The sequence below is a fragment of the Streptomyces yangpuensis genome (assembly GCF_001005295.1).
Lineage (GTDB): Bacteria > Actinomycetota > Actinomycetes > Streptomycetales > Streptomycetaceae > Streptomyces > Streptomyces yangpuensis.
Genome location: NZ_LBMK01000002.1, coordinates 299,194 through 322,443 on the forward strand (window position 1 = coordinate 299,194; position 23,250 = coordinate 322,443).

Annotated in this window: 27 protein-coding genes; 16 read left to right on the top strand and 11 right to left on the bottom strand. The window is 73.7% G+C overall.

Annotation, left to right across the window (positions count from 1 at the left end; translation table 11 throughout):
* Position 1 precedes the first annotated feature (1 nt).
* The gene (locus AAT21_RS37935; RefSeq protein WP_052757675.1) at positions 2-1,441 is read right to left on the bottom strand and encodes a radical SAM/SPASM domain-containing protein; all 1,440 of its coding nucleotides are present in this window, start codon (positions 1,439-1,441) and stop codon (positions 2-4) included.
* Positions 1,438-2,868 (bottom strand): hypothetical protein, encoded by a 1,431-nt coding sequence (locus AAT21_RS06720; protein WP_167350561.1) that lies wholly within the window; start codon positions 2,866-2,868, stop codon positions 1,438-1,440. The genes AAT21_RS37935 and AAT21_RS06720 overlap by 4 nt, the downstream gene beginning before the upstream one ends.
* 803 nt (positions 2,869-3,671) lie before the next feature.
* Here AAT21_RS06720 and AAT21_RS06725 point away from each other — a divergent pair.
* The gene (locus AAT21_RS06725) at positions 3,672-3,911 is read left to right on the top strand and encodes a chaplin (protein WP_030843411.1); all 240 of its coding nucleotides are present in this window, start codon (positions 3,672-3,674) and stop codon (positions 3,909-3,911) included.
* 267 nt (positions 3,912-4,178) lie between these two features.
* Positions 4,179-4,829, top strand: coding sequence for a hypothetical protein (locus AAT21_RS34350; RefSeq protein WP_052757676.1), 651 nt, complete (start codon positions 4,179-4,181; stop codon positions 4,827-4,829).
* A gap of 27 nt (positions 4,830-4,856) precedes the next feature.
* On the opposite strand, the gene AAT21_RS06735 is transcribed toward AAT21_RS34350, so the two are convergent.
* Positions 4,857-6,341, bottom strand: coding sequence for a glycoside hydrolase family 18 protein (locus tag AAT21_RS06735; RefSeq protein WP_046775842.1), 1,485 nt, complete (start codon positions 6,339-6,341; stop codon positions 4,857-4,859).
* 227 nt (positions 6,342-6,568) lie between these two features.
* On the opposite strand from AAT21_RS06735, the gene AAT21_RS06740 reads away from it, so the two are divergent.
* On the top strand, positions 6,569-6,844 hold the full coding sequence (locus AAT21_RS06740; RefSeq protein WP_046775843.1) for a hypothetical protein: 276 nt from the start codon (positions 6,569-6,571) through the stop codon (positions 6,842-6,844).
* Positions 6,845-6,928: 84 nt separating this feature from the next.
* Here AAT21_RS06740 and AAT21_RS06745 read toward each other — a convergent pair whose 3' ends face one another.
* The 3 genes from AAT21_RS06745 to AAT21_RS06755 form a co-directional block, all read right to left on the bottom strand.
* Positions 6,929-7,300, bottom strand: coding sequence for a VOC family protein (locus AAT21_RS06745; RefSeq protein WP_046775844.1), 372 nt, complete (start codon positions 7,298-7,300; stop codon positions 6,929-6,931).
* Between the two features lie 48 nt (positions 7,301-7,348).
* Positions 7,349-8,452 (bottom strand): PP2C family protein-serine/threonine phosphatase, encoded by a 1,104-nt coding sequence (locus AAT21_RS06750; RefSeq protein ID WP_046775845.1) that lies wholly within the window; start codon positions 8,450-8,452, stop codon positions 7,349-7,351.
* A 165-nt stretch (positions 8,453-8,617) separates the two neighbouring features.
* Entirely contained in the window at positions 8,618-9,457 is an 840-nt protein-coding gene (locus AAT21_RS06755) for a LysR family transcriptional regulator substrate-binding protein (protein WP_046775846.1), read from the bottom strand.
* 58 nt (positions 9,458-9,515) lie between these two features.
* On the opposite strand from AAT21_RS06755, the gene AAT21_RS06760 reads away from it, so the two are divergent.
* A complete protein-coding gene (locus tag AAT21_RS06760; protein WP_046775847.1) occupies positions 9,516-9,920 on the top strand; it encodes a DUF5997 family protein in 405 nt (134 codons plus the stop codon).
* A 115-nt stretch (positions 9,921-10,035) separates the two neighbouring features.
* On the opposite strand, the gene AAT21_RS06765 is transcribed toward AAT21_RS06760, so the two are convergent.
* Both AAT21_RS06765 and AAT21_RS06770 read right to left on the bottom strand, forming a co-directional pair.
* Positions 10,036-10,611: a YdeI/OmpD-associated family protein gene (locus AAT21_RS06765; protein ID WP_046775848.1), complete on the bottom strand. Its 576-nt coding sequence runs from the start codon at positions 10,609-10,611 to the stop codon at positions 10,036-10,038.
* Between the two features lie 48 nt (positions 10,612-10,659).
* On the bottom strand, positions 10,660-11,115 hold the full coding sequence (locus tag AAT21_RS06770; protein WP_046775849.1) for a DoxX family protein: 456 nt from the start codon (positions 11,113-11,115) through the stop codon (positions 10,660-10,662).
* 215 nt (positions 11,116-11,330) lie between these two features.
* On the opposite strand from AAT21_RS06770, the gene AAT21_RS06775 reads away from it, so the two are divergent.
* The 5 genes from AAT21_RS06775 to AAT21_RS06800 all read left to right on the top strand — a co-directional run bounded on the left by AAT21_RS06775 (position 11,331) and on the right by AAT21_RS06800 (position 16,615).
* A complete protein-coding gene (locus AAT21_RS06775; protein ID WP_046775850.1) occupies positions 11,331-12,299 on the top strand; it encodes a tellurite resistance/C4-dicarboxylate transporter family protein in 969 nt (322 codons plus the stop codon).
* Between the two features lie 49 nt (positions 12,300-12,348).
* Positions 12,349-12,783 carry a VOC family protein gene (locus AAT21_RS06780; RefSeq protein ID WP_046775851.1) on the top strand — a complete coding sequence of 145 codons (435 nt, stop codon included), beginning with the start codon at positions 12,349-12,351 and terminating at the stop codon, positions 12,781-12,783.
* Between the two features lie 203 nt (positions 12,784-12,986).
* Positions 12,987-13,673, top strand: coding sequence for a Rossmann-fold NAD(P)-binding domain-containing protein (locus AAT21_RS06785; RefSeq protein WP_046775852.1), 687 nt, complete (start codon positions 12,987-12,989; stop codon positions 13,671-13,673).
* A gap of 57 nt (positions 13,674-13,730) precedes the next feature.
* A complete protein-coding gene (locus tag AAT21_RS38680) occupies positions 13,731-16,022 on the top strand; it encodes a phosphatase domain-containing protein (RefSeq protein ID WP_235438710.1) in 2,292 nt (763 codons plus the stop codon).
* A gap of 170 nt (positions 16,023-16,192) precedes the next feature.
* Entirely contained in the window at positions 16,193-16,615 is a 423-nt protein-coding gene (locus tag AAT21_RS06800) for an NYN domain-containing protein (protein ID WP_046775853.1), read from the top strand.
* Here the strand turns inward: AAT21_RS06800 and AAT21_RS06805 are convergent.
* On the bottom strand, positions 16,581-17,054 hold the full coding sequence (locus AAT21_RS06805) for an SH3 domain-containing protein (RefSeq protein WP_157879640.1): 474 nt from the start codon (positions 17,052-17,054) through the stop codon (positions 16,581-16,583). The genes AAT21_RS06800 and AAT21_RS06805 overlap by 35 nt on opposite strands.
* Before the next feature lie 254 nt (positions 17,055-17,308).
* Here AAT21_RS06805 and AAT21_RS06810 point away from each other — a divergent pair, with 254 nt between their 5' ends.
* Both AAT21_RS06810 and AAT21_RS06815 read left to right on the top strand, forming a co-directional pair.
* Positions 17,309-17,683, top strand: a complete 375-nt coding sequence (locus tag AAT21_RS06810; protein WP_046775854.1) for a YbjQ family protein — start codon at positions 17,309-17,311, stop codon at positions 17,681-17,683.
* A 45-nt stretch (positions 17,684-17,728) separates the two neighbouring features.
* A complete protein-coding gene (locus AAT21_RS06815) occupies positions 17,729-18,358 on the top strand; it encodes a class I SAM-dependent methyltransferase (protein WP_046775855.1) in 630 nt (209 codons plus the stop codon).
* A gap of 58 nt (positions 18,359-18,416) precedes the next feature.
* On the opposite strand, the gene AAT21_RS06820 is transcribed toward AAT21_RS06815, so the two are convergent.
* Positions 18,417-18,818 (bottom strand): hypothetical protein, encoded by a 402-nt coding sequence (locus AAT21_RS06820; protein WP_157879641.1) that lies wholly within the window; start codon positions 18,816-18,818, stop codon positions 18,417-18,419.
* Between the two features lie 310 nt (positions 18,819-19,128).
* Between AAT21_RS06820 and AAT21_RS06825 the strand changes: the two genes are divergently transcribed.
* Genes AAT21_RS06825 through AAT21_RS06835 form a run of 3 tightly spaced genes read left to right on the top strand, consistent with a single transcriptional unit; the run spans position 19,129 to position 20,794 of the window.
* Entirely contained in the window at positions 19,129-19,581 is a 453-nt protein-coding gene (locus AAT21_RS06825) for an LPXTG cell wall anchor domain-containing protein (protein ID WP_052757678.1), read from the top strand.
* 8 nt (positions 19,582-19,589) lie between these two features.
* The gene (locus AAT21_RS06830) at positions 19,590-20,267 is read left to right on the top strand and encodes an RNA polymerase sigma factor (RefSeq protein ID WP_046775857.1); all 678 of its coding nucleotides are present in this window, start codon (positions 19,590-19,592) and stop codon (positions 20,265-20,267) included.
* Positions 20,264-20,794 carry a hypothetical protein gene (locus tag AAT21_RS06835; protein WP_052757679.1) on the top strand — a complete coding sequence of 177 codons (531 nt, stop codon included), beginning with the start codon at positions 20,264-20,266 and terminating at the stop codon, positions 20,792-20,794. The genes AAT21_RS06830 and AAT21_RS06835 overlap by 4 nt, the downstream gene beginning before the upstream one ends.
* 55 nt (positions 20,795-20,849) lie before the next feature.
* On the opposite strand, the gene AAT21_RS06840 is transcribed toward AAT21_RS06835, so the two are convergent.
* Complete coding sequence (locus AAT21_RS06840; protein WP_046775858.1) at positions 20,850-21,305, bottom strand: MarR family winged helix-turn-helix transcriptional regulator; 456 nt, start codon at positions 21,303-21,305, stop codon at positions 20,850-20,852.
* Positions 21,306-21,497: 192 nt separating this feature from the next.
* On the opposite strand from AAT21_RS06840, the gene AAT21_RS06845 reads away from it, so the two are divergent.
* Entirely contained in the window at positions 21,498-22,727 is a 1,230-nt protein-coding gene (locus tag AAT21_RS06845; protein ID WP_046775859.1) for an MFS transporter, read from the top strand.
* Between the two features lie 42 nt (positions 22,728-22,769).
* Positions 22,770-23,198, top strand: a complete 429-nt coding sequence (locus AAT21_RS06850) for a GlcG/HbpS family heme-binding protein (RefSeq protein WP_046775860.1) — start codon at positions 22,770-22,772, stop codon at positions 23,196-23,198.
* Positions 23,199-23,250: the final 52 nt, after the last annotated feature.

The window sequence follows — 23,250 nt, forward strand, 5'->3', positions numbered from 1 at the left end:
TTCAGACGAGGCCGGTGGCCCCGGCGGTGGTGGCGACGGGCTCGGGGGGCAGCCGGAAGAACTCGGGCGCGGCCTGTGACAGTTCGACGTAGGCCCGCAGGCAGAAGGCCAGCCAGCCGCGGATGTAGTCGCAGCCGGGGCGGCCGCGCCGGCTCACCTCGTGGTAGCAGCCGCCCCCGCACAGGTACCGGGCCCAGCAGGAGCGGCACGGCTCCGCCCGGTCGACGTGCCCGGTCGCCAGATGGCGCCGCCGGGCCTCCCCGTCCGGTCCTTCGGCGACCGAGCCCATCGCGAAGGCCGGATCGTCGACGAGCCGGTGGCAGGCGTACAGGCCGCCCTCGGCCGAGGCGCTGAGATAGCCGGCGCCGGCGCCGCACGGGTACGGCCGGTGGGTGCCCCGGTGCAGTTCCCGCATGGCGGTCAGGAAGTTCCCGAAGGGGTAGTCCCGGCCGGCCGACAGCTCGCGCAGCGCGCGCTCCCCGCACTCCACCATCTGGTCCAGGAAGCCGTCGAAGGCCCGCGCGGTGATCTCGTACGCCGGGTCGGGGGCGCTGACCACGGCGGCGAAGCCGACCTCGTCGAAGCCGAGACCGATGCCGTGCTCCAGCACATCGACCAGCCGTCCGGTCCGCGGGGTGACGCTGACTCGGGCGGACAGGTGGCGCGGGCGGCCGTGCCGGGCCAGTACGCCCAGGCCGGCGCGCAGTTGGTCGTACGCGCTGGCGCCGCCCGGTGCGCGGCGCAGCGCGTCGTGCCCGGCCCGGTCGCCGTCGAGGCTGACGGTCACGGTGAACGGGTGCGCGGCGAACAGCCGGGCGTCCTGCGGCCGCACGGTGGTGAGATTGGTGGTGAGGGAGAACCGCACCGGATTTCCCGCCTCGGCGGCGGCCCGCGTCGCGTACCGGACCACGTCGTGCACCAGGTCGCGGGCGAGGAGCGGCTCGCCGCCCATGAAACCGACCACCACGTCCGCCCCGGGAGCCGCCTGCGCCAGCAGCCGGTCGACCGCCGCGTACGCGGTGTGCCGCGGCATGGAGCGGGCGGATCCGCCGAAGCGCCCTTCGTCGGCGTAGCAGTGCCCGCAGCTCAGGTTGCACGCCTGCATCACGTTGAGGGAGAGCGAGGCCAGCGGGGGAGGCTCGGCGGGTGTGCCGTCGATCCGGGGCCGCGACCACAAGGGAAGGCCCAGGTCCCGGGCGAGGTCCGGCAGCGCGGCGTCCGGTGCGGCCGTCCACCGTTCCAGCCGGTCCGCGAGCGGCTCGGGCAGGTCGTACACGCGGCTTCCGTCCGCCACGAACAGGTGGGCGCCGTGGGCGCTGCGGAAGACCTTGGCCTCCGCGGAGGCCGGGGGCGGCCCGGATGGCGGCGCGGGGGCTGGTGCGGGGAGGCCCTGCGGTGGGGGATCCGGGGGCTGCCGGCCGATCTGGAGCAGTACGGTCACGACTGCGGCTCCGTGTCCTCGCGCAGCTTCTCCGCCCAGCGCACCAGAAGGTCGTACTGCCGGCGTGTCAGGTGCATCGGATAGGCGTCGGAGCCGCGCATGTTGCTGGGCATCTGCCGGTTGTAGAACCGCGGGGAGTCCAGGGTCATGCCGCCCTCGCCGCCCGACCGGGCGGGGGCGCGGACCTGTCTGCGGATCAGATCGGGCTGTTCCCGGATCATGTCCTCCAGCACCTCCAGTGCCACGAACCGGCGATGGCGGCGCCGGCCCCGCTCGGTCAGCCCGAGCAGCAGACCCAGCAGCGGCTCGGGGGGTTCGAAGGTCATGGCGCGGGCGTCGGCCGGCGCCAGGTCCAGATAGCCGGCCAGGCTCGCGTTCTCCGCGGCCGACCGCTCGTTCTGGACGTCCACGTTGACCGCGCCCATCGTTTCCAGGACCCGCTCGAACAGGTCGCGCACCTCCTGGGCGGTCTGCTTCTCGTCCTCCATGTAGTCGGGCCGGTGCACGTCCGCACGCTGGACGCGGTCGGCCAGCCCGTCGGCCAGGGACACGAAGGGCCGGCGGTCCGGGGAGAAACGGGGCGGGGCGGCCACGATCCGTGCAGTGGCCGTCAGCCCGGCGGCCGGGAGCGACACGGTCACGGTGCCGTCGCAGACGTCGTCCACGAGGCCGACGCTGCGCCATCCGTTCTCGGCCCCGGCGAAGAGCAGCCCGGGGGTCGTCCGGAAGTCGGCGCTGCCGACCCGGAAGCCGCACCAGGCGGCGTCGGGGTTGAGGATCAGCCGCTCCGCCGGAGGCTCGTAGCCACTGGCGGGGTCGAGACCCCGGGGGCCGTAGACGGCGCCCACTGCCGGGGTGAACCGCAGCCGCAGCTCGGGCAGCTCGGCATTGGGCGCGGGGAGCTGTACGGAGCCGAGCGGCAGGACCTCCCCGGCCGGGACGAGGGGCCGCTCGGCGTCCTGCGGCGACCGCCCTTCGAGGACGTGCCGCCGGTGGTCGTCGCCGCTCACTGAGACCAGGGCCTCGACCCGGTCGCCGTCCTGCCGGGTGATGTGGTGCGCCTTGAGGTTCGCGACGGAGACCTCCCACCGGACGTCCTGCGGACGCAGCCCGGAGCGCGTCAGCACCTCCTCGGTCACCGGGCCCGTGCCGGACTCCCCGTCGATGGTCCATGCGCCGTGCACCTCGAAGTAGGGGCACACCGGCCGCCAGCCGACGTCGTCCTTGAACTGCACCCGCTCCGACGGGCGCTCGCTGAGGTTGCCGTCCTCGTCGAGGTCCAGCGTCAGGTCCGGCAGGACGGTGGTCCGGCCCGTGCCGCGCGGTGTGAGGTCGCTCGGTCCGTAGCGGTAGTTGTCGCAGGGTACGGGGGAGGGGCCCAGACGGGCGAAGGCGAGGGGTGGCTGGAGCCAGAGTCGTTCGATCACCGGCATCTCCTCGTGATCGGTACGGAGGGGAAGGCGCACGGCGCGACATGACAGCGCTGTGTGACCGAAACTACAGCACTGGTGACAATGAGTCACCGACCGGCGCGTCCGGGAGCGCGGCGGCCTGCGTATCACCCCGGGCCCCCGCCGACCGCCGGCCGCCGGACCCCGCCACCGCGGCGAAGGCGATTCCGGTGTCGGAGAGCAGGACCGGCCGGAGGCGATCCGGTCACCGCAGTATGTACGCGTCCGTGCGGGACTCGCCCGTGCGCTGTGTGTACGGCAACAGCACCTTCCGCAGGCGGGGTTCGCCGCTGGATGCAGGCGCCGGGCAGGGCCTGTTCGATCCGCTCGACGGAGCGGGTGCGCAGATCCTCCGGAGCAACTCCCAGTCTCCGCAGGGCCGTCACGATGCGGTTCCGCGTCGAGGGGCGGGTCCGCCAGGTGGCTCGGGTACCGGTCGCCGTTGGCGGGCCGGCCGGGCGTGATCACCAACTTCCGCTCCATCGGGGCCCCTTGCCGGTGGGGTTGCGGAGAGTGGCGAGGTCGCCTCGACGGCCACTGAGCGTGCCGGATTCGCCGGCCCCGCACCGATCGTCACCACGTCGACTTCCCGGTCGGTCGGTCCGGGAGGGGCGGCGGGCTCGGATACCTCCAAACGGAGGGTGCGGGGGACACCTCTTCGAGGGAACGGGGCCGTCCGGACTTCGGTCGGCGGTGGTCGGCTGCCGAAGAAGGAGGGGCGGCCCCCCTCGGGGCCGTGCGGTGCTCCGGCACCGTCCTGCACGACAAGGAGATTCCACGTGTCGCGTGTTTGGAAGAGTGCGGGCCTCGCCCTGGTGATGGGCCTGGCGGTCATCGGCGGTGCGTCCTCGGCCTCGGCGGACTCCGTCGCGGAGGGCTACGCGGTCGGCTCGCCGGGCGTCCTCTCGGGCAACGTCGTCCAGATCCCGATCCACATTCCGATCAACGTGTGCGGAAACAGCATCAACCTGATCGGCGCGCTCAACCCGGCCGCCGGCAACACCTGCATCAACACCTGAAGGTCGTAGTGCAGCGCCCGTCCCGGCCGGACCCCCGGCCGGGACGGGCCCCGGCCGTACGGCCGGCCCGGGGCAGGACAGGGTGCGTACCTGCTGGTCGCGCAGCTCGTAGCGGGCCGCGACCGCGGCCAGTTCACCCGTCGCCACCCTCCCCGCGTGATCGGACTCGGCGGGGCGCGTCGGCCGAGCGGCCCGCCGCGGACCCCCGTCCCGCCGCGCCTCTCCCCGCGTGCGAGGCTTGCCGGGCACCCGGAAGGAGATCACACGATGCACACCCCGAGCCGGCCCGAAGACCTCGACCACCCCGAGCGGTTGTGGGCCAGAGCCGCCATCATGGCCATGGTCGACGCCGCCTGCTCCACCGGCACCGAGTTCGCCCTCGACGAGGACGGCCTGTGGTGCCACAGCACCGGCGCCGGTGGCTGGTGGCGCCTGAGCGTGTTCGACGGGGGCCGTGCGGTGTTCTGCGGCCAGGACCCCGACGGCAGCCACACCCATATCGGCGGCGAGCAGATCGACTTCCTGGCGGGCGGGCCCGACTGGCTGCCCTGGGAACTCCTGCGGGACGACGCCGACGGCAATCTCTTCGGCTTCGTCTACTGGTGGGAGGACGACGCCTGGCACCGCATCCCCTACCCGGAGGAGGTGCGCGAGGACGGGCTGGAGGGAGCCGCACCATGGGCCGGCTCGCACGAGGAGTTCCTCGGGCTCACGGCCTCCTCCTTCGACGTCCCCCACGTGCAGGAGCGGGCCCTCGCCGAACTCGTCGACCGGTTCGCGGCGCTCGTACGGGAGGGCAGGGCCGACGCCGACGCCGTGACGGCCCTGCTGAACGCCCCCGGCACCGCCGGGGGCCGCCCCGCACCGCGCATCGACGTGGCACTGGACATCGCCACCCGCGCGGGCATCCTGGCCTGATCCGGCCGAAGCCGGCCAGGGCGTGCGCTACTTGAGGGCGGCGAACGCCCTGGTGAAGGCGAGCGGCTGCTGGAGGATCGAACTGCAGGTGGCGTCCGCGTGGTTGACCGCTCCGGCCGCGCACTGCTTGTCGCGCGTCGAGGACCACATGGCCAGCCTGCCGATGCCCTTCGACGCCGCGAACTCCACCAGCTGCGTCGCGTCCGCCACGGTGAAGATCTCGCTGGTCACGTCGTTGACGCCGATCATCGGTGTGACGGCCACAGCTTTCCACGCCGCCGCGTCGGAGAGCCCGAGCACCCCCTTGATCTGGGCCTGGGTGGCCGTCGCGGCCTGGATCGCGTACTGCCCCATGTCCCCGCTGTACGCCGGGCCGTAGTCCATCGCCATGATGTTGACGGCGTCGACGCGCACGCCGTTCTTCTTGGCGTCGGCCAGCAGCGCCACGCCCGGCTGGGTGAGGCCCTCGGGCATCACGGGCAGCGTGAAGGCCACGTCCAGACCCGGGTGGGACTTCTGCAGCTTGGCGATGGCCTGCGAACGGCGTGCGTTGGCGGCGGTGTCCGGCAGCGCCGCGCCCTCGATGTCGAAGTCCACCTTGGTGAGCTTGTAGTGGTCGACGACCTTGCCGTAGGCGGCGGCCAGTTCGTCCACGGTGGCGCAGTTCAGGGCCAGTTCGTGCCCGGCGGCACCGCCGAAGGACACCCGGACGTCACCGCCCTTGGCGCGCAGCGCACCGATCTGGGAGGCGACCCTGTCGCTCGCCAGATCGGTGACGCCGCCCCACAACGGTGCGCAGCCGCCGCCGGAGGTGATGAAGGCGAGATGGAACTCCTTCACCCCGGTCTGTGCCGCGGTGTCGAGCAGGTCGTACGCGGGGTACAGGGAGGTGTCCACGTACGGGGCGAAGCGCGCGCCACCACCGACCGGGGCGGGGGCGGTCGCCGTGGGGGAGGGGGACGCGGTCCGGGTCGGCGCGGCGGAGGTGGGTGCCGCGGTCGGAGCCGTGGTCGGGGCGGCGGTGGCGGTGGGACGGGCGGTGGGGCGCCCGCTCGGCTGGGCCGTCGCGCCCTGGTCGACGGAGCACTTCACCCCGTTGATCCGGCAGCCCGTGGGGTCGCCCGGAGCGCCGGAGCCGCTCGCGACGAAGCCGACGGTGACGGAGGCACCGGCCGCCAACTGCCCGTTCCAGCTTGCGGGTTTCACGGTGACGCGCCGGTCCGCGACGGTGTGGGTGCCGTTCCAGAGCGAGTCGATCTTCGTGTCGGCCGGCAGGTCGAACTCCAGGGTCCAGCCGGACTGGGCCTGGCCTGAGCTGTTGGTGATGACGTACTGCCCGGTGTAACCACCGCTCCAGGAGCTGGACTTCGTATAGACGGCCCCGACGGAACCGGCGTGGGCGGTCCCGGTGAGGGCGAAGGCCGCACCGCCGATCACCGCCGCCGCCACGATCGCGCCCGTGACCCTCGCCGTACGACTCGTCCTGCGCCGGTGACCGACTGTGCTGCCCATGTGCGTGCCTGCCTCTGTGTTACTGGGGAGTTGGGGTTGCGGCAGCACGCTAGCCGCCCCGAAACGGACATTCGTTCGTTTCGGTGCACCCCTGGTGAGTCTTAGGTTCCGCTTAAGGAAGGGGAAAGCGGGGGATCAGGTAGCGGCGGCCCGCCGCTCGCGGTGTGGGCCGGTGGTGCCGGTCGTACGGTGGAGGGGGGAAACCGACCGCGGGCGAGGTGTGTTCCATGCAAAGGCCCATCCGAACCGCCGGGGTGCTCACCGGCCTGATCCTGACGCTCGGCGGCATCGTCGCCGCGGCCCCGGCCACCACGGCGGACATCCCCGCCTGCACGCAGATGGCCGCCCAGGCCGGAACGGAAACCACCGACGCCGTCACGGCGGCCTGCGGTCGCGGTGTGGTCGGGGACTTCCAGGGCTGCGTGGACGGCCTCACCGAAGCCGGAGTCCCCGGCGGCGCCGCCGCCGGCGCCTGCCGCCAGGCCGCCCTGGAACCCCGGTAGGCCCTGTCGGGCCTGCCGAGGGGCAACAGGAGCCTGGGGAAGGGGTGCTGGGGGTGCTGGGTCGCAGGGGCGGGGCCAGGGGTGTCAGCCGTGGGTGGCGTCGATCACGCAGAAGCGGTTGCCCTCCGGGTCCGCCAGGACCACGAAGTCCGGGTCCTCCGGGTAGGAGTCCCAGTCCACGCGCCGGGCCCCCAGCGCCACCAGTCGCGCCACCTCCGCCGCCTGCTCGGCCGCGTCCGCCGCGTACAGGTCGAGGTGGACTCGGGGGCGCTCCTGAACCGGCGTGGTGCTGCGCCCGAGTGCCAGCCCGGGCCCGCCGCCGTCGGCCGGGACCAGGACCGTCCAGCCCTCGTCCACCTCGCCGTCGCGGGGTACGTAGCCCAGCGCCCCGGACCAGAATTCCGCGGCCCGCCGCACGTCCGCGGCGCCCATGACGATCGTCCCGAGGGTCAGCATGATCCGATTCTGGCAAACCCCGCACGGCCGGCCACGGCCGGGAGCGGATCAGCGCGGCGCGGGCCGCCTGACCGCGACCATCGCGGCGTCGTCGTCCAGGGTGTTCCCGGCCGCATGCGCGAGCAGGTCCCCGCACAGGTGGTCCAGCAGCGCCTGCGGGGGCATGCCGCCCCACGCGGCGACCCGTTCCGCGAGGGGGTAGAAGGTGCCCGCCCGGTCGCGCGCCTCCAGAACGCCGTCCGTGTACAGGAGCAGGACGTCTCCCGGCCCGAAGGGGAAGGTCTGGGCGGTGACCGTCGACGTCACCAGCCCGGCCAGGCCCAGCGGCGGCGCGGGCCGGGCCACGTCGAGGACCACGGCCCCGCCGGCGCCGCGCAGCACCAGCGGCGGCGGATGCCCGCAGCTGACCAGGCGCAGCACCGGCTCGTCGTCGGGGATCTCCAGCACGGCCGCGGTCACGAAGCTCTCGCCCTGGTCCCCGCCGTCCAGGTCCGCGGAGACCGCCGCTTCCAGATAGTCCACCAGGCCGGTCAGCTCGGTCTCCTGGTGGGCGGAGGCCCGGAAGGCGCCGAGGACCAGCGCGGCGTCCCCGACCGCCTCCAGGCCCTTCCCGCGGACGTCGCCGATGATCAGCCGCGTCCCCGTGCCCGTACGGGCGGCCGCGTACAGGTCGCCGCCGATCTGGGCCTCCGCCGCCGCGGCCAGGTACACCGAGGCGACGCCCAGCGGGCCGATCCGGTCGCGCAGCGGCCGCAGGACCACCTGCTGGGCGGTCTCCGCCACTGTGCGCAGCTGCACCATTTCCTTCTCGTGCACTTCCCGCAGGTGGGCGAAGAAGGTCACGAAGACCGAGATCATGATGAGCGCGATGATCTGGAAGGTGTGGTTCAGGTCGGTCAGGCTGGTGCGCGTCACGGAGACCACCACCTGGGCCAGTACGGCCACCAGACCTACGAAGGCCGTCATCCGGGGTCCCGCGAACGAGGCTGTCATGGCCGGTGCGGCGGCCAGGAACGGCCCCAGGTGCACCTCGGGCGGGGCCAGGACGTCGACCACCGTCACGACGGCGATGAGCACGAACGGGGCAACCAGCTGCGCGTGGCTCGCCTGCCGGGACCGGTGGGGACGCGTGAGGGGCGGCCGGAGATCCATCCCTCCTGCATACACCGGGAGACGACCGGGATCCCCGAGGCCAGGCCGTCGGCGGACCGTCCGGTCCCGTGACGGTTCAGCCCGGCACCACGTGCCGACGAGTCGCCCCCGCCTCCGCCCTCGTGGCGTCCGGGCCCGCCGGCCGGGTAGCTCCGCTTCGCGGGGCTACGGGCGTCGGCGGGGCTTGCCGCTCCTGGCGCCGCCGGCGCCCTTGGCTCCGCCGGAGCCGCCGCGCTGGTTCTTCCCCCCGGACTTCCCGGAGGCGGACTTTCCGGCCCCGCCACCGGCCCCGCCACCGGTCCCGGCCCCGCGACGCGCACCGGCGGCTCCGCCCTTGCCGGCGCCCGCCTCGGGGCGCCCCCGCTTCGCCTTCGGCTGCGCGGGGGTGGGCTGCCGGCCCCGCGTGCTGTTCACCGTCCGGCCGCGGACGATCCCGATGAACTCCTCCACCAGATCGGGCGTCGGCTCCGCCTGCGGCCACGACAGCGCGACCCGCGACGTGGGCGCGTCCGTGACCGTCCGGTAGGTGAGGTCCCTGCGGTGGTGCAGACGGGCCAGGGACTGGGGCACGACGAGTACGCCCACGCCCGCCGCCACCAGCTCGATCGCGTCCGCCGTCGTGGCGGGCCGCTCGATCGCGGGCTGTCCCGGCAGCTTCTCCCAGCCGAGGGTGTCGTCGAGGGGCTGCCACACGACCTCGTCGGCGAGGTCCTCGGTGGTGATCTCCTCCGCGGCCGCCACGACGTGGTCCTTGGGGACGACGACGACCGTGGTCTCGGTGTAGAGGGGGATCGCGCTGAGGTCGGTACGGTCGACCGGGAGCCGGACGAATCCCGCGTCGGCGTCACCGGCGCGCAGGACGCCGAACACCTCGGCGGACGAGACCTGCGCGAGGGTCAGCGGGACGTCGGGCAGCCGCTCGTTCCAGATCCGCACCCACTTGGCTGGGGTCACGCCGGGGACATAAGCGAGCCGGAACGCTTGGGGTACTTCCGAGCCTGTCACCCCGCAAGGTTACCGGGCGTGGTCGGAACCCGTGCACACGCTCGATACCCTTGACCTCATGACGTCGCACCAGAACACCCAGACGATGAAGCCCGCGACCGCGGCGAAGAAGCTGGGCGTGTACCTCGAGGCCACCCCCGCAGAGTTCCAGGAGGGTGTCGTCTCGCGCAGTGAATTGAGTGCGCTCCAGGCCGACCCGCCCCAGTGGCTCCAGGAGCTGCGCCGCAACGGTCCCCACCCCCGCCCGGTGGTCGCCGCCAAGCTGGGCGTCTCCATCGCCGGCCTCGCGCGCGGCGGGGTCACGGAGCCCCTCACCACCGAACAGATCGAAGCGCTGAAGCAGGAGTCCCCCGAGTGGCTCCAGCGGGAGCGGGCCACCCAGGCCGACGTCCGCAAGGAAGCGGTGCGGATCAAGGAGCGGAACGCGGAGCGGGCCGAGAAGGCGCGCAACCAGGAGTCCTGACCCGCCGCGGTCCGGATTCCCCTCGGGCCCGGCCTCCCCCCGCGGGGGGAGGCCGGGCCCGATGCCTTCTCCCGGGTCGGACCGGTCAGCGCGGATCGGCGGTTCCGCGCCCGGATCATTGCGGGGAGTCGCCCGCCAGCAGTCGTACGGCCCGCTCCAGCCGGGCCCGCCTGGTCTCGGGCGTGAGCGCCTGGAGCAGCGGCAGGGCCACCAGGTAGCGGCCGGTCCGGTCCAGCGCCTCGAAGGCCGCGCCGGCCTCGGGGCGCGCCGCGAGCGCCGCCGCGAGGTCCTCCGGCACCCCCGCGGTCCGCTGCGAGGCGTAGGCGCCGACCCAGCGGCCGTCGGCCTGCGCCCGGCGGACCTCCGCGAGCCCGGGCTCGCGCATCCGGCCGGCGGCGGTCAGCTCCGCGACCTTGTCCACGTTCACCTGCGACCACAGGCTCCGGGACCGCCGGGGCACGTACTTCTGCAGGTAGTGCAGCTCGTCGAGGGAGCGCCGCTGCCCGGAGATCCAGCCGTAGCAGAGCCCGATGTCGACGAGCTCGTCAGCGGTGACCGACGGGATGCCGGACCTCTTCTTCGCGAGCCTGATCCACACCCCCTCCTGGCGTGTGTGGTGCTCCGCGAGCCAGCTCTCGAACGCCGCGGCGTCCGGGAAGCCGACGATCTCCACCCCGTCGATGTCGTCCATCGGCCCAGGCTAGTGCTGTGACCGCCCACCCGGCGAAGGATCGCTTCCTCAGGCGGCCACGGTCTCCGGGCGGGTGTCGTCCCGGCGCCCGGGGGAGGCCGAAGTACGCGAGGCGAACAGTGAGTCCAGCGCCAGCGCGCCGGGCCCGGTGAACACCAGCAGCAGGAAGGCCCAGCAGAACATCGCCGAGGCCTCGCCGCCGTTCTGCAGCGGCCAGAGCGCATCGGGCTGATGCACCGTGAAGTACGCGTACGCCATGGAACCGGAGGCGAGGAAGGCGGCCGCCCGGGTGCCCAGACCCAGGAGGACCAGGCCGCCGGCCACCAGCTGGATGGCGGCCGCGTACCAGCCGGGCCAGGTGCCGGCCGCGACGGTGCCGCCGCCGGGGGCGCCACCGAGGACGCCGAAGAGGGACGCCGCCCCGTGCGAGGCGAAGAGCAGCCCCGTGACGATGCGGAACAGGCCGACGGCGTAGGGCTGGGCGTGGTCGAGGCGTGCGTTCATGGGGGGAGGCTCCTTCGGTGGGGGACGGGTCCCGAAGTGGTGCCGGACATGAGCGAAGGCGAGTGAACGTGATCGAGTCCGAGCGAGCCAAAGGTTAGGTAGACCTAACAGGCGTGACAAGCGCGAGTTCCGGCCAACCGCCCGCGAAGACGGAGGTGCTGCCCGGTCGGACCGGCCCGCTGGCGGTCCGCCGGCCCGTGGGGTCCGCTGGAGAGGTGAGCATCCTCCCCGGCGCCGGCTGGTGGGCCGGGCTCCCGCCGGCGGCGGGAGCCCCCGTCATGGCCACGGGCATCATCTCCGTCGCGCTGCACATGACGGGACATGAGACGTCGTCGCTGATCGCCCTGGTCATCGCCGTCGCCCTGTGGCTCGTCCTCGCCTTCGACTTCACGGCCCGGCTGGTGGGCGACCGCGGGCGGTTCCATGCCGAGGCCGACACCCCGGCCGCCCTGACGGCCGTCGCCGCCACCACCGTCATCGGCACCCGCCTCTCCCTGCTCGGCCTGCAGACCACGGCCGCCGCCCTGCTCGCGCTGGCGGCGCTGCTCTGGCCGGGCCTGCTGTTCAACGTCCTCGCGCACTGGCGCAGGCGTATGCCCGGAGGCGCCTTCCTCGGCTGCGTGGCCACACAGGGGCTCGCCGTCCTCGCGGCGGTCCTCGCCGCCGCCGGCGGGCCGGCCTGGCTGGACCGGGCGGCGCTGGCCGCCTTCTGCCTCGGCCTGCTGCTGTACGTCGCCGCGTTCTTCAGGTTCGACCTGCGCGAGGTGGTCGGCGGTGCGGGCGACCACTGGGTGGCCGGCGGGGCCCTCTCCATCTCCGCCCTGGCCGGCTCCAAGCTCACGGCGTCACCCGTATGGCCGGGTTCGGCGCACATGGCCCTGCGTACCGTCACACTCGTCACACTCGCCCTGTCCCTCGCCTGGTACGCCGTCCTCCTCACCGCCGAACTGCGCCACCCCCGGCCGCGTTACGACATCCGGCGCTGGGCCACCGTCTTCCCCCTCGGCATGACGGCCACCGCCTGCCTCTCCGTCGCGGGCCCGGCCGGCATCGCCTGGCTGGTGCCGCTGGGGGAGATCCTGCTCTGGATCGCCGTGGCCGCCTGGCTGTTCACCGTCGCCGTACTGGCCACCTCCCTCGTGGCCGCCCGGCCCCCGGCCCGCCGGGAGAGCCCGCCGCGGTGACGGCGCCCTTCCTGTGGCGGGGCCGGGGCCCGGTCAGTAGGGTCCCGGCATGGCGTACACGTTCCAGGTGACCATCGACTCGCCCGACCCGCACCCGCTCGCCGACTGGTGGGCCGACGCCCTCGGCTGGGAAGTGGAACCCAGCGACGAGCAGTTCATCCGCGGCCTGATCGCCGCCGGGCACGCGACCGACGACGACACCACCACCCACCGCGGCACCCTCGTCTGGAAGGCGGGCGCGGCGATCCGCCACCCCGACGGCCTGGAAGGCGCTCCCCGCATCCTCTTCCAGCTCGTTCCCGAGGCCAAGACCGTCAAGAACCGGGTGCACCTCGACGTACGCACCGGTGACGACGACCCGAAGGAACTGGTCGAACGCCTCGTCGCCAAGGGCGCGAAACACCTCCACGAGGGCCGCCAGGGACCCAGCACGTGGACCACCCTCGCCGACCCCCAGGGAAACGAGCTCTGCGTCTCCCACTGAGCGCCGCCGAGCCCCGGCGGGCCCCACCGAGCCCGCCGCCCCCGCGCGCCGGCCTTATCGAGCCCGCCGCCCCCGCGCGCCGGCCTTATCGAGCCCGCCGCCCCCGCGCGCCGGCCTTATCGAGCCCGCCGCCCCCGCGCGCCGGCCTTATCGAGCCCGCCGCCCCCGCGCGCTGGCCCCCGGCACGCTCTACGCTTCCACGGGTGAACGTCATCCTCTTCGGCGCGACCGGGATGCTCGGCCGGGCCGTCCTGCGTGAGTGCCTGCGCGACGACTCGGTCACCGGCGTCCTGGCCATCGGCCGGTCACCGCTCGGCGTCACCCACCCCAAACTGCGCGAGCGGGTGCAGGACGACCCCTCCGACCTGGCCGCCGCCGGGGTCGACCCGGCCGCGTACGACGCCTGCTTCTTCTGCCTGGGCGTCTCCTCCGTCGGCATGACGGAGGAGGACTACCGGCGCGTCACCCACGACCTGACCCTCGCGGTGGCCCGGCCGCTCGCCGCCGCAAACCCCGGCATGACCTTCGTGTACGTCTCCGGGGAGGGCACGGACAGCACCGGACGGGGCCGCTCCATGTGGGCCCGCGTCAAGGGGCGGACCGAGAACGACCTGCTGGAACTCCCCTTCCGCGCCTACATGTTCCGTCCCGGCATCGTCCAGCCGGTGCGCGGCGTCCCCTCCAGGACCCGGCTCTACCGCGTCCTCTACGCCGTCACCGCACCGCTGGTTCCGCTGCTGCGGCGGTTCGCCCCGGACCTCGTCATCACCTCCGAGGCCTTCGGCCGCGCCATGATCGCCGTCGCCACTCCCGGCACCGAGGTCCCCGGCCACATCCTGCGGCCCGCGGACATCAACCGCCTGGGAGGTGCCCCGACCAGGAGGAATTGACTACCGAGCACGCCCTCCCGCAGGCGAGAATGAGCCATCTCAAACCGGGAGGACCCCATGAGCCAGGAGACCCTGACTCTGCATGACCTGCTGCCCGCACAGGCGCTGGCGGACTCGATCGACGCCGGGTACGTGACCCGCAAGTCGCACCCAGAGCTGCCGCTGTCCATCTACACCTACACTCGGACGGCCCAGTACGAGCGCGTCTGGAACCAGGTCACCACGCGCTGCCGCGGACTCGTCGCCGACGACGAGACCGGCGCGATCGTCGCCCTGCCGCTGCCGAAGTTCTTCAACGTCGGCGAGCACGAGTCGGGACAGCCGTACGCCCCGGCCCTCCCCGACGAGCCGTTCGAGGTCTACGACAAGGTCGACGGCAGCCTCGCGATCGTCTTCCACTACGCGGGCCGCTGGCGGGTCGCCTCCAAGGGCTCGTTCATCAGCGCCCAGGCCCTCTGGGCACAGCGCCGGCTCGACGGCGCGGACACCTCGGCCCTGCACCCGGGCACCACCTACCTCGCGGAGATCCTGTACCCGCAGAACCGCATCGTCGTCGACTACGGCGACCGGCGCGACCTCGTGCTCCTCGCGGCCTTCGGCCCGGACGGCACCGAGGTCCCGCTCGCCGAGGCCGCGCCCCACTGGGAGGGCATCGGTTCCGTCGTCACGGTGTGGCCCGCCATGCCCCTCGGTGAACTGCTCGCGCTGGCCGAGTCCAACACCCTGCCCGGCGGTTCCGCCGCGAGCGGCATGGACGCCGAGGGCTTCGTCCTGCGCTTCGCCTCGGGCGTGCGCGCCAAGGCCAAGCTGTCCGAATACGTACGGCTCCACAAGGTCCTCACCGGTGTGACCGCGCGGGACATCTGGCGCGGTCACGGCGTCCAGCGCTTCGCCGGCCTGCCCGCCAAGCAGCTCGCGCAGGGCCTGAACTGCACCGTCGCCGACATCGAGGCGTCCGGCGGAAAGCCGCTGGACGCCCTGCTGGAGCAGGTGCCCGACGAGTTCGACCACTGGGTGCGCGAGGTCATCGCCGGCCTGGAGGAGGCGGCGGCCCGCCACGAGCGCGCGATCGACGAGGCCTACGCGGGCCTCACGCACCTGACCGACGACCGGGGAGCCTTCGCCCGGGCGGTCGCGCAGCTGCCCGACCGCACCGTCCGGCCCGCGATGTTCATGCGGCTCGACGGCCGGTCGACCGAGCTCACGACCTGGCGCCAGGTGCGGCCGGAGGCCGCCGACCCGTACATCGCCGACGAGGAGAACGGGACCGTGACCGAGGAGAACCGGACCGCGCCGCCCGCGCCCGCGCGGGAACGGACGACGCCTGCCGCGGCGCCCACCCGCGCGCCGGAGGCGGCGCCGCGGATCCCGGCGCCGACGGCCGACCGGCCCGAGCGCCCCGCGGAGCGGGAGGCCCGGCTGCCCGTCGTCCACGTCATGACGGGTCTGCCCGCATCGGGCAAGACGACGGCCGCGCGCGCCCTCCAGGCCGAGGCCGGCGGCCGCATGCGGCGCGTCAACCTCGACGACCTGCGGGCCATGCTCGACCTGCCGGACCCGGAGCGGGGCCGCAGCTTCGCCCACGAGCAGACCGTGCTGGCCGTCCAGGACGCGGCCGTCCGCGCGGCCGTCGACGACGGTTTCGACGTGGTCGTCGACAACACGCACCTGACCAAGAACATCCCGAAGCGGCTCAAGGCGGCGGTCGGCGGCCTCGCGACCTTCGTCGTGCACGACTTCACCGACGTCCCGCTGGAGGAGTGCCTGCGCCGGGACGCCGCCCGCGACCGCCAGGTCGGCGAGGAGATCATCCGGATCCTGGCCGAGAAGCACCGCAACGTCCGCAAGGGCGGCTGGCGGCTGACGTCGGAGTGGATGAACGGCTCCGGTGCGGTGGCCGCACCGCCTGTCACGGCCTACGTGCCCGACCCGGCGCTGCCGGCGGCGGTGATGTGCGACATCGACGGCACGCTCGCCCTGACCGGCGACCGGGGTCCGTACGACTTCACGCGGTGCGAGCTCGACCTGCTCAACGAGCCCGTACGGCACGCCCTGGACGTCTTCCGGCGCGCGGACGGCGACACGATCGTGCTGCTGTCGGGCCGCAGCGAGGAGTACCGGCCGCAGACCGAGGCATGGCTGCGCCGGCACCGGGTGCCGTACGACGAGCTGTGGATGCGCGCGGCGGGTGACACGCGCCGCGACGACGTGGTCAAGGCCGAGCTGTTCGACGCGCATGTGCGCCACCGCTACGCGGTGCGGGTGTCGCTCGACGACAGGGACCGGGTCGTCGCGATCTGGCGCCGCATGGGCCTGCCCACCTGGCAGGTCAACTACGGCGACTTCTAGTGCTGTGACCGGAAAGGTTCACCGGGGCACGGCGCTCGGCACGGCACCTCGCCGCGTTGTCGGACCACGCAAGTACGTCCAGTACGAGACGTGGCCCTCCGCCTTGCGATGCACCGCACCGGACACCGCGACCCGGCAAACCTTTCCGGTCACAGCACTAGAGTGCCCGTGTGAGCAACGTCCTGATCGTCGACGCCGCGAATGTCGTCGGGTCGGTGCCGGACGGCTGGTGGCGCGACCGGCGCGGCGCGGCCGAACGGCTCCGCGACCGGCTGGCCTCCCGGGAGGGATCCCAGGAGGCCGGCCGGGAGGACGACGAGGAGATCATCCTGGTCGTCGAAGGCGCCGCCCGGGGTGTCGCCTCCGTGCCCGGCGTACGGGTCGAGGCGGCGCCCGGCAGCGGTGACGACCTGATCGTGGAGCTGGCCGCGGCCCGGGCCGCGGCCGGCTGCTCCGTGGTCGTGGTCACGGCCGACCGCGAACTGCGGGAACGCGTCCGGGCGCACGGTGCGCGGTGCGTGGGACCGCGTACCGTACGCCCGGTGGACGGACCGGGGGTCAGCGGCAGTACTTCACCTCGGAGAGGTTCTTGACGTAGCGGGCGGAGACCCAGCGCTCCTTCTCGTATGCCTTCGCGCGGTTGGGGTCCTGGCGGTCCTGGCGGTCCTCACGCTCCTCGCGGCCGGAACCGTTCTCCCAGTCCTCGCGGTCCTCGTGCAGGCGGTACCAGACACGGTTCCCGTCGACCTTCTGGCCGTACTTCTTGCACTCGATCTCGACCTTGCTGTTCGGCTGTACGTGGCCGATGGCACGGGACTCGGTGGTCGGCTTGCTGCGGACCTTCAGCGGGCCCTTGGAGACGACCTTGCCGGTGGCGTACTTGTCGTACGGGTACTGGCCGGGCTGCGCGGACGCGGGCACCTCGCCGACGATGATCTCCCGCGGGCCCTCGTCCGCGACGGCGGCGCCCACCCCGACCAGACCGAGAACCAGGCTTCCGGTGGCGAGAGCGAGGATGGTTCTGGTGGGCATCAGCATGAGCCGACTCCTCTGTGAAGACGTCCGACCGGCCGCGGCACGCGGCGCGGAATGGCAACGGGCGGTTGCCACGGACGACTATGACGAGGCTGCACCCCACAACCCCGGTGCCCCACCGGCGGTTAGCCCGATATGACCAATCTGTCCACCGGAGCGCAGCCCGCCCCGCGCGGCGGCAGGCCGGCCGGATGAGCCGGATGCGGGGTTCCCGGATGCGGTGGGGGGCGGGCGGGGCAAGAGTGGGTGCCATGGGTATCGATGACTACGGCGGTGGAGCGGGCGCGCACGAGAGCGGCGTCCTCGTCGTGACGACCAACGACGTCCCCGGCTACCGCGTCGAGCGGGTGATCGGCGAGGTCTTCGGCCTCACCGTGCGCTCCCGCCATCTGGGAAGCCAGATCGGCGCCGGACTCAAGTCGATGATCGGCGGCGAGCTGAAGGGCCTCACCAAGACCCTGGTCCAGACCCGCAACCAGGCCATGGACCGGCTCGTCGAGCAGGCGAAGGCACGCGGCGCGAACGCCGTGCTGATGATGCGGTTCGACGTCACCGACGCCGCCGACGTCGGGACCGAGGTGTGCGCCTACGGGACGGCCGTCGTCCTCGTCCCCGCCTCCGGCTGACCGCGCTTGTACGGTGGTTCCTCCGACGACGACGGGGGAGGCCCGATGAGCCGACGCAAGTCAGCGGCAGAGGTGTTCGACGCACTGGGGGAGCGCTACGAGGAGGCGTTCGGCAAGGTGCCGGGCCAGATCGAGGCCCTCGACTGGCTCACCGCCCGGCTGCCCGCCGGAGCCCGCGTCCTGGACGTGGGCAGCGGCACCGGACGGCCCACCGCCGAGACCCTGGTCCGGGCCGGCTGCGACGTGACCGGCATCGATGTCTCGGCGGCCATGGTCGCCCTGGCCCGCGCCCGGGTCCCGGGCGCCCGCTTCGAACAGGCCGACGTGCGCACCTACACGCCCCCGCCCGGCGGTTTCGACGCCGTGTGCTCCTTCTTCCCGCTGCTGGTCATGGACCAGCCGGAGGTCGCCGCGGCCCTCGACCGGATGGCCTCGTGGACGGCACCCGGCGGGTACTTCGTGATGGCCACGGTGCCCGGGGACATCCGGGGCCTGGACATCGAGTGGATGGGGCACGCGGTCACGGTCAGCAGCCTCTCCACGGAGGACCACCTGGCCCGGCTCGCCGACCGGGGCCTGGAGGTACTGCACCACCACACCGCGACGTTCCGGCCCGCCGACGACCTGGCGGGCCCCGAGGAACACCTGTTCTGCTACGCCCGCCGCAGGCCCTGACCGGTGCGCGCCGGCGGGGGAGGGGGCACGACACCCCCTGCCCCGCCGGCGCCGGAGATCAGCAGCTGCGCCACTCCACCGACGCGTCCCCGTTGAAGTACTTGCCGGGGTCCGCCGAGACGTCGATCCGCAGGGTGGTGCCGGCCGGGCCGACACTCGGGCTGGACTTGTGGCCGCCCTTCGCGTAGTAGAACTTGATGAACGGGCACCGGCCGTCGGCCTTCGCGTCGTAGATGTTCCCGGTGGCCCGCGCGCCGTCACAGATCTCGCCGCTGCCGCCGCCCTCGCCGCGCCACTCCCGCCAGGGCGTGCACCCCAGAGCGCTGCTGTCGCCGCCGGCTGCGGCCGGTGCGGGGGCGGCCGGTGCCGGGGCGGCCGCGATCGCGACCGCGGACAGTCCGAGGGCGAGTGTCGCCAGTGCGCGGCCGACGAGGCGACCGCCGGTCTTCATGCTGTTCATGCCGGTCAACGTGTCTCCCGATGAGTGGATTTCGAACGCCCGGGACCGGTCGAGCGCCGGCCGGGCGGCGGAGGCTGGGCCTCCTGAGGCGGTCACCACCCTGTCCGGGGGAGCCATTGTCCGGACCGGGGGCGAACGGGAGCCGCAGGCCGGCCCGGGCGGAGAAGGCGGACAACACCGGTTGTCCGCGGACAAAGATCCGGCAGGCGGAAAATTCTTCGGGAACCGCGGCAACCTCCCGCGGGGTCGCGCGTCGTGCGGGGGTGAAGGGGCGCAGTCCCGCACCCCGACCAGACCGTGGAGAACCACCGTGAAGAAGTTGAAGCGTGTCCCCCTGGCCGTCCGCCGCACGGCCGTCGCCGCTGCCGCCGCCGGGGCGGCTGTCGCCCTGGCCGGCCCGGCCCAGGCCGCGGGCGGCGGCTCGGCCGCCCCCTCCCCGTCGGTCAGCGTCCCGGCGAGCGCCTCCCCCGGCCAGGGCGGCCCCCGGCCCTCCGCCTCGGTCAGCACCCCGCCGACCGGCAAGGACGCGAACAGCGCGTCGCCCAGCGCCGCCCCCAGCGCCTCCCCGAGCAGCGCGGGCGGCGGTACCGCGCCCAGCGCGTCGCCCTCGTCGCCCGCCGTGGCACCCGCCGCGGGCGAAGCGGCCGAGCTCGCGCATACTGGCTCCTCGGCGACGACCGTCGCGATGGGGGCGGGGGCCACCGCTCTGATCCTCGCCGGCGCCGGAGCCCTCTACGCCGTGCGGCGCCGCGCGAACAGCTGAGGAACCCCGTGCTCCACCTCGCCTCACCCGTCGGCCCCCTCACGCCCGGTCCCGTCCGGGCGTGGCGGGGCCTGTGGTCGCTGCTGCGCCGCGAGCGTTCCCCCGCCCCGCGGGTGGCGCCGCGGCCGTACGGTCCTGCGTACGCCTCCTCGTACGGGACCCCGCACGCCCCCGGCCACCCGGGCGGCGACGACCCGAAGCCGCCCACCGTCACCGAGCTGTACCACGCGCACCGGCTGGGCATGGTCCGGCTGGCGGTGCTGCTCGTCGACGACCTGGCCACCGCCGAGGACGTGGTCCAGGACGCCTTCACCGCCCTGTACCGGCGCCACGGGGAGCGGATCACCGAGGTCGACAACGCCCTCGGCTACCTGCGCACCTCGGTCGTCAACACCGCGCGCTCCGTCCTGCGCCGCAGACGCACCATGCGGGCCTGGACCCCACCGCCCGCTGTCGACATGCCGTCCGCCGAGGACCACGTGGTCCTGGACGAGGCGCACCGTGAGGTGCTCGCCGCGCTCGCACGGCTGACACCCCGCCGCCGGCAGGTCCTCGTACTGCGCTACTGGGCCGACCTCGGCGAGGCGGAGATCGCGGCCACCCTGGGGATCAGCAGGGGAGCGGTGAAGTCCAACGCGAGCCGCGGCCTGGACGCGCTGGAACGGAATCTGGAGGGACGGATATGACGCCCGACGGCGAACGCCTCGGTGACCGCCTGGGTGAACACCCGGGCGAGCGCCCCGTGGAGCGCAGGCTGCGCCGGGCGCTCGACGCGCGGGCCGACAGCATCGACGTGCGCCGGCTGCGCCCGGCGAGCCCGCCGGGAGCACGGGCCGGACGGCGGCCGATGCAGAGGCTGCGGCGGTTCGCGCTGCCCCTCGCGGGTCTGGTGGCGGCTGCGGCCGCCGGGATCGGATACCTGCTGTTCGCCGCGGAAGCGGAGCCCGGTCCCCAGCTGCCCGCCACTCCGCCGCAGGTCACGGCCCCGGGCCCGGCCACCGGCTCACCGCCGTCGCCCTCGCCGGGGCGGCCGAGCCCGACCCCGAGCGTGGATCCGTCGTCGAGCCCGTCCGGGTTCCGGGCGCCCGACCGGTCGGCGAGCCCGTCGGCGCAGGCCTCCCCCTCGCGGCCGGGATCGGCGACGCCGTCACGCAGCTCGTCCGGCACCCCGGGCGCGGCGGTCACGTCGTCCCCGCCGCCCACCGGCCGGTAACGGACGCCGTCGTGCGGACCGGCTCCGACCGGTCCGCACGACGGGTCCCGGGGGCTCAGGACTTGCGCAGGTTCTCCACGGCCACGACCAGGGGGGCCAGTTCCGGATTGCCCGCGGCCTCGTCGAGGGCCTCGCGCAGGGCGGCGTCGTTGGTGGGGCGGGCGGCGGCCAGCAGGGCCAGGCCGGACTCGCTCACGTCGGTGTAGATGCCGCGCCGGTCGGTGTCGCAGATGTAGCGGTTGAGCAGGCCGCGGTCCTCCAGTCTGCTGACCAGCCGGGTCGTCGCGCTCTGGCTGAGCACCACCGAGTCGGCGACCTGGTGCATCCGCAGGTGCCCGCCCGGCCCGTCGTGCTGCCGGCTCAGGACGTCGAGCAGTGAGTACTCGCGCACGCTGAGGCCGTGCCCGGCCTGCAGGGCCCGTTCGATGTGGGCCTCGATCCGGCCGTGCAGGAGCGAGAGGGCACACCAGCCCTGGGAGAGGGCGGTGAGCGCGCTGTCCGTGGCCGTCATGGGCTCCTCCATCGAAGCGTCGCAGCATGCCGTGCGGGCGTGTGACCACCAGGATATGCCACCTCCGCAATAGCCCGCGCTTGCAAATATCCCGCGTCTGCAATTAATGTGGACGCACGTAAGCGGCGGCAGCATCGATGAGCTCGGGCCGCAGCCCCCCGCACCACCACCTCCCTGAAGGGCACCCTCCCCATGCCTCTCGCACTTCTCGCCCTCGCCGTCGGGGCCTTCGGGATCGGCACCACCGAATTCGTGATCATGGGCCTGCTCCCCGAGGTCGCCGCCGACTACGGCGTCTCGATCCCCACCGCCGGCTTCCTGGTCACCGGCTACGCCCTCGGCGTCGTCCTCGGCGCGCCCCTCATGACCGTGCTCGGCACCCGCATCCCCCGCAAGCGCATGCTGATGCTGCTCATGGGCCTCTTCATCGCCGGCAACGTGCTCTCCGCGCTCGCCCCCGCCTTCGGCGTCATGCTCGCGGGCCGCGTCGTCGCCTCGCTCGCCCACGGCGCCTTCTTCGGCATCGGCGCGGTCGTCGCCGCCGAGCTCGTCGCCCCCGAGAAGAAGGCCGGCGCCATCGCCATGATGTTCACCGGCCTGACCGTGGCCAACGTCGTCGGCGTCCCCCTCGGCACCCTCGTCGGACAGACCCTCGGCTGGCGCGTCACCTTCCTGATCGTCGCCGCGCTCGGCGTCGCCGGCCTGCTCGGCATCGCCCGCCTCGTCCCCGAGCTGCCCAGGCCCGCGGGCGGCGTGCGCATCCGCCGCGAACTCGCCGCCTTCCGCAACGTCCAGGTACTGCTCGCGATGGCCATGACCGTCCTCGGCTTCGGCGGCGTCTTCGCGGCGATCACCTACATCACGCCGATGATGACCGACGTCGCCGGATTCGCGGACTCCTCCGTCACCTGGCTGCTCGTCCTCTTCGGCCTCGGCATGGTCGCCGGCAACCTCATCGGCGGCCGCTACGCCGACCGCGCCCTGATGCCCATGCTCTACGTGTCCCTGGCGGCCCTCGCGGTCACCCTCGCCGTCTTCACCCTCACCGCCCACAGCAAGGCCGGCGCCGCCGTCACCGTCGTCCTGATCGGCGCCCTCGGCTTCGCGACCGTGCCCCCGCTCCAGAAGCGCGTCCTCGACCAGGCCGCCGGGGCGCCCACCCTGGCCTCCGCCGTCAACATCGGCGCCTTCAACCTCGGCAACGCCCTCGCCGCCTGGCTCGGCGGCCTCGTGATCGCCGCCGGCCTCGGCTGGACCGCCCCCAACTGGGTGGGCGCCGCGCTCGCCGCCTCGGCCCTGGTGCTGGCCCTCGTCTCCGGCGCCCTGGAACGCCGTACGGCCGGACGCGCCGCCCCCGCCGGCCGGGTGGTCGCCGCCGCCGAGGCCCGTGCGACGACCGCTGCCGCACCCGCCCACCACTGACCTCTCCTCCCCGTACACCCCCCCCCGCAAGGAGAAACCCGTATGTCCACCGCCATCCGCACCGCAGTCGTTCCCCTGACCACCGAGGACGCCGAGCTCCTCGTCGCCGTCGCCACGTCCGCCGCCGAGGCGGCCGGAGCCACCGTCAGCGTCACCGTCCTCGACGCCGGCGGCCACCTGCTGGCCTTCCGCCGTGACGACCGGGCCGTGCTCATCTCCGGCGAGACCAGCACCCGCAAGGCCTACACGGCCCTGCAGCTGAACGCGCCCACCGCCGACCTGGCCGACGCGGTCCGGCCCGAGGGCCCCTTCCACACGCTGCCCACGGCCCTCGACCGCCCCCTGCTGTTCATCGCGGGCGGCCTGCCCGTCCACCGCGACGGCCGCCTCATCGGCGCCGTGGGCGTCGGCGGCGGCGCCCCCGAGCAGGACCACGCGTTCGCCACCGCCGCCCGCGACGCCCTGGTCTGAGCCCCGCCGGGTCGCGGGCCCGTGTCCCCCGTGCCACGTTGGGTACGGGGGA

Bases quoted from the DNA above. Each gene is read 5' to 3' on its own strand.
- AAT21_RS06850 (WP_046775860.1), top strand. From the start codon at position 22,770: ATGTCCACCGCCATCCGCACCGCAGTCGTTCCCCTGACCACCGAGGAC.
- AAT21_RS06780 (WP_046775851.1), top strand. From the start codon at position 12,349: ATGGCGTACACGTTCCAGGTGACCATCGACTCGCCCGACCCGCACCCG.
- AAT21_RS06820 (WP_157879641.1), bottom strand. From the start codon at position 18,818: ATGAACAGCATGAAGACCGGCGGTCGCCTCGTCGGCCGCGCACTGGCG.
- AAT21_RS06810 (WP_046775854.1), top strand. From the start codon at position 17,309: ATGGGTATCGATGACTACGGCGGTGGAGCGGGCGCGCACGAGAGCGGC.
- AAT21_RS06745 (WP_046775844.1), bottom strand. From the start codon at position 7,300: ATGCTGACCCTCGGGACGATCGTCATGGGCGCCGCGGACGTGCGGCGG.
- AAT21_RS06845 (WP_046775859.1), top strand. From the start codon at position 21,498: ATGCCTCTCGCACTTCTCGCCCTCGCCGTCGGGGCCTTCGGGATCGGC.
- AAT21_RS06805 (WP_157879640.1), bottom strand. From the start codon at position 17,054: ATGCCCACCAGAACCATCCTCGCTCTCGCCACCGGAAGCCTGGTTCTC.
- AAT21_RS06740 (WP_046775843.1), top strand. From the start codon at position 6,569: ATGCAAAGGCCCATCCGAACCGCCGGGGTGCTCACCGGCCTGATCCTG.
- AAT21_RS06735 (WP_046775842.1), bottom strand. From the start codon at position 6,341: ATGGGCAGCACAGTCGGTCACCGGCGCAGGACGAGTCGTACGGCGAGG.
- AAT21_RS06815 (WP_046775855.1), top strand. From the start codon at position 17,729: ATGAGCCGACGCAAGTCAGCGGCAGAGGTGTTCGACGCACTGGGGGAG.
- AAT21_RS06765 (WP_046775848.1), bottom strand. From the start codon at position 10,611: ATGGACGACATCGACGGGGTGGAGATCGTCGGCTTCCCGGACGCCGCG.
- AAT21_RS06750 (WP_046775845.1), bottom strand. From the start codon at position 8,452: ATGGATCTCCGGCCGCCCCTCACGCGTCCCCACCGGTCCCGGCAGGCG.
- AAT21_RS06760 (WP_046775847.1), top strand. From the start codon at position 9,516: ATGACGTCGCACCAGAACACCCAGACGATGAAGCCCGCGACCGCGGCG.
- AAT21_RS06835 (WP_052757679.1), top strand. From the start codon at position 20,264: ATGACGCCCGACGGCGAACGCCTCGGTGACCGCCTGGGTGAACACCCG.
- AAT21_RS06770 (WP_046775849.1), bottom strand. From the start codon at position 11,115: ATGAACGCACGCCTCGACCACGCCCAGCCCTACGCCGTCGGCCTGTTC.
- AAT21_RS34350 (WP_052757676.1), top strand. From the start codon at position 4,179: ATGCACACCCCGAGCCGGCCCGAAGACCTCGACCACCCCGAGCGGTTG.
- AAT21_RS38680 (WP_235438710.1), top strand. From the start codon at position 13,731: ATGAGCCAGGAGACCCTGACTCTGCATGACCTGCTGCCCGCACAGGCG.
- AAT21_RS06840 (WP_046775858.1), bottom strand. From the start codon at position 21,305: ATGACGGCCACGGACAGCGCGCTCACCGCCCTCTCCCAGGGCTGGTGT.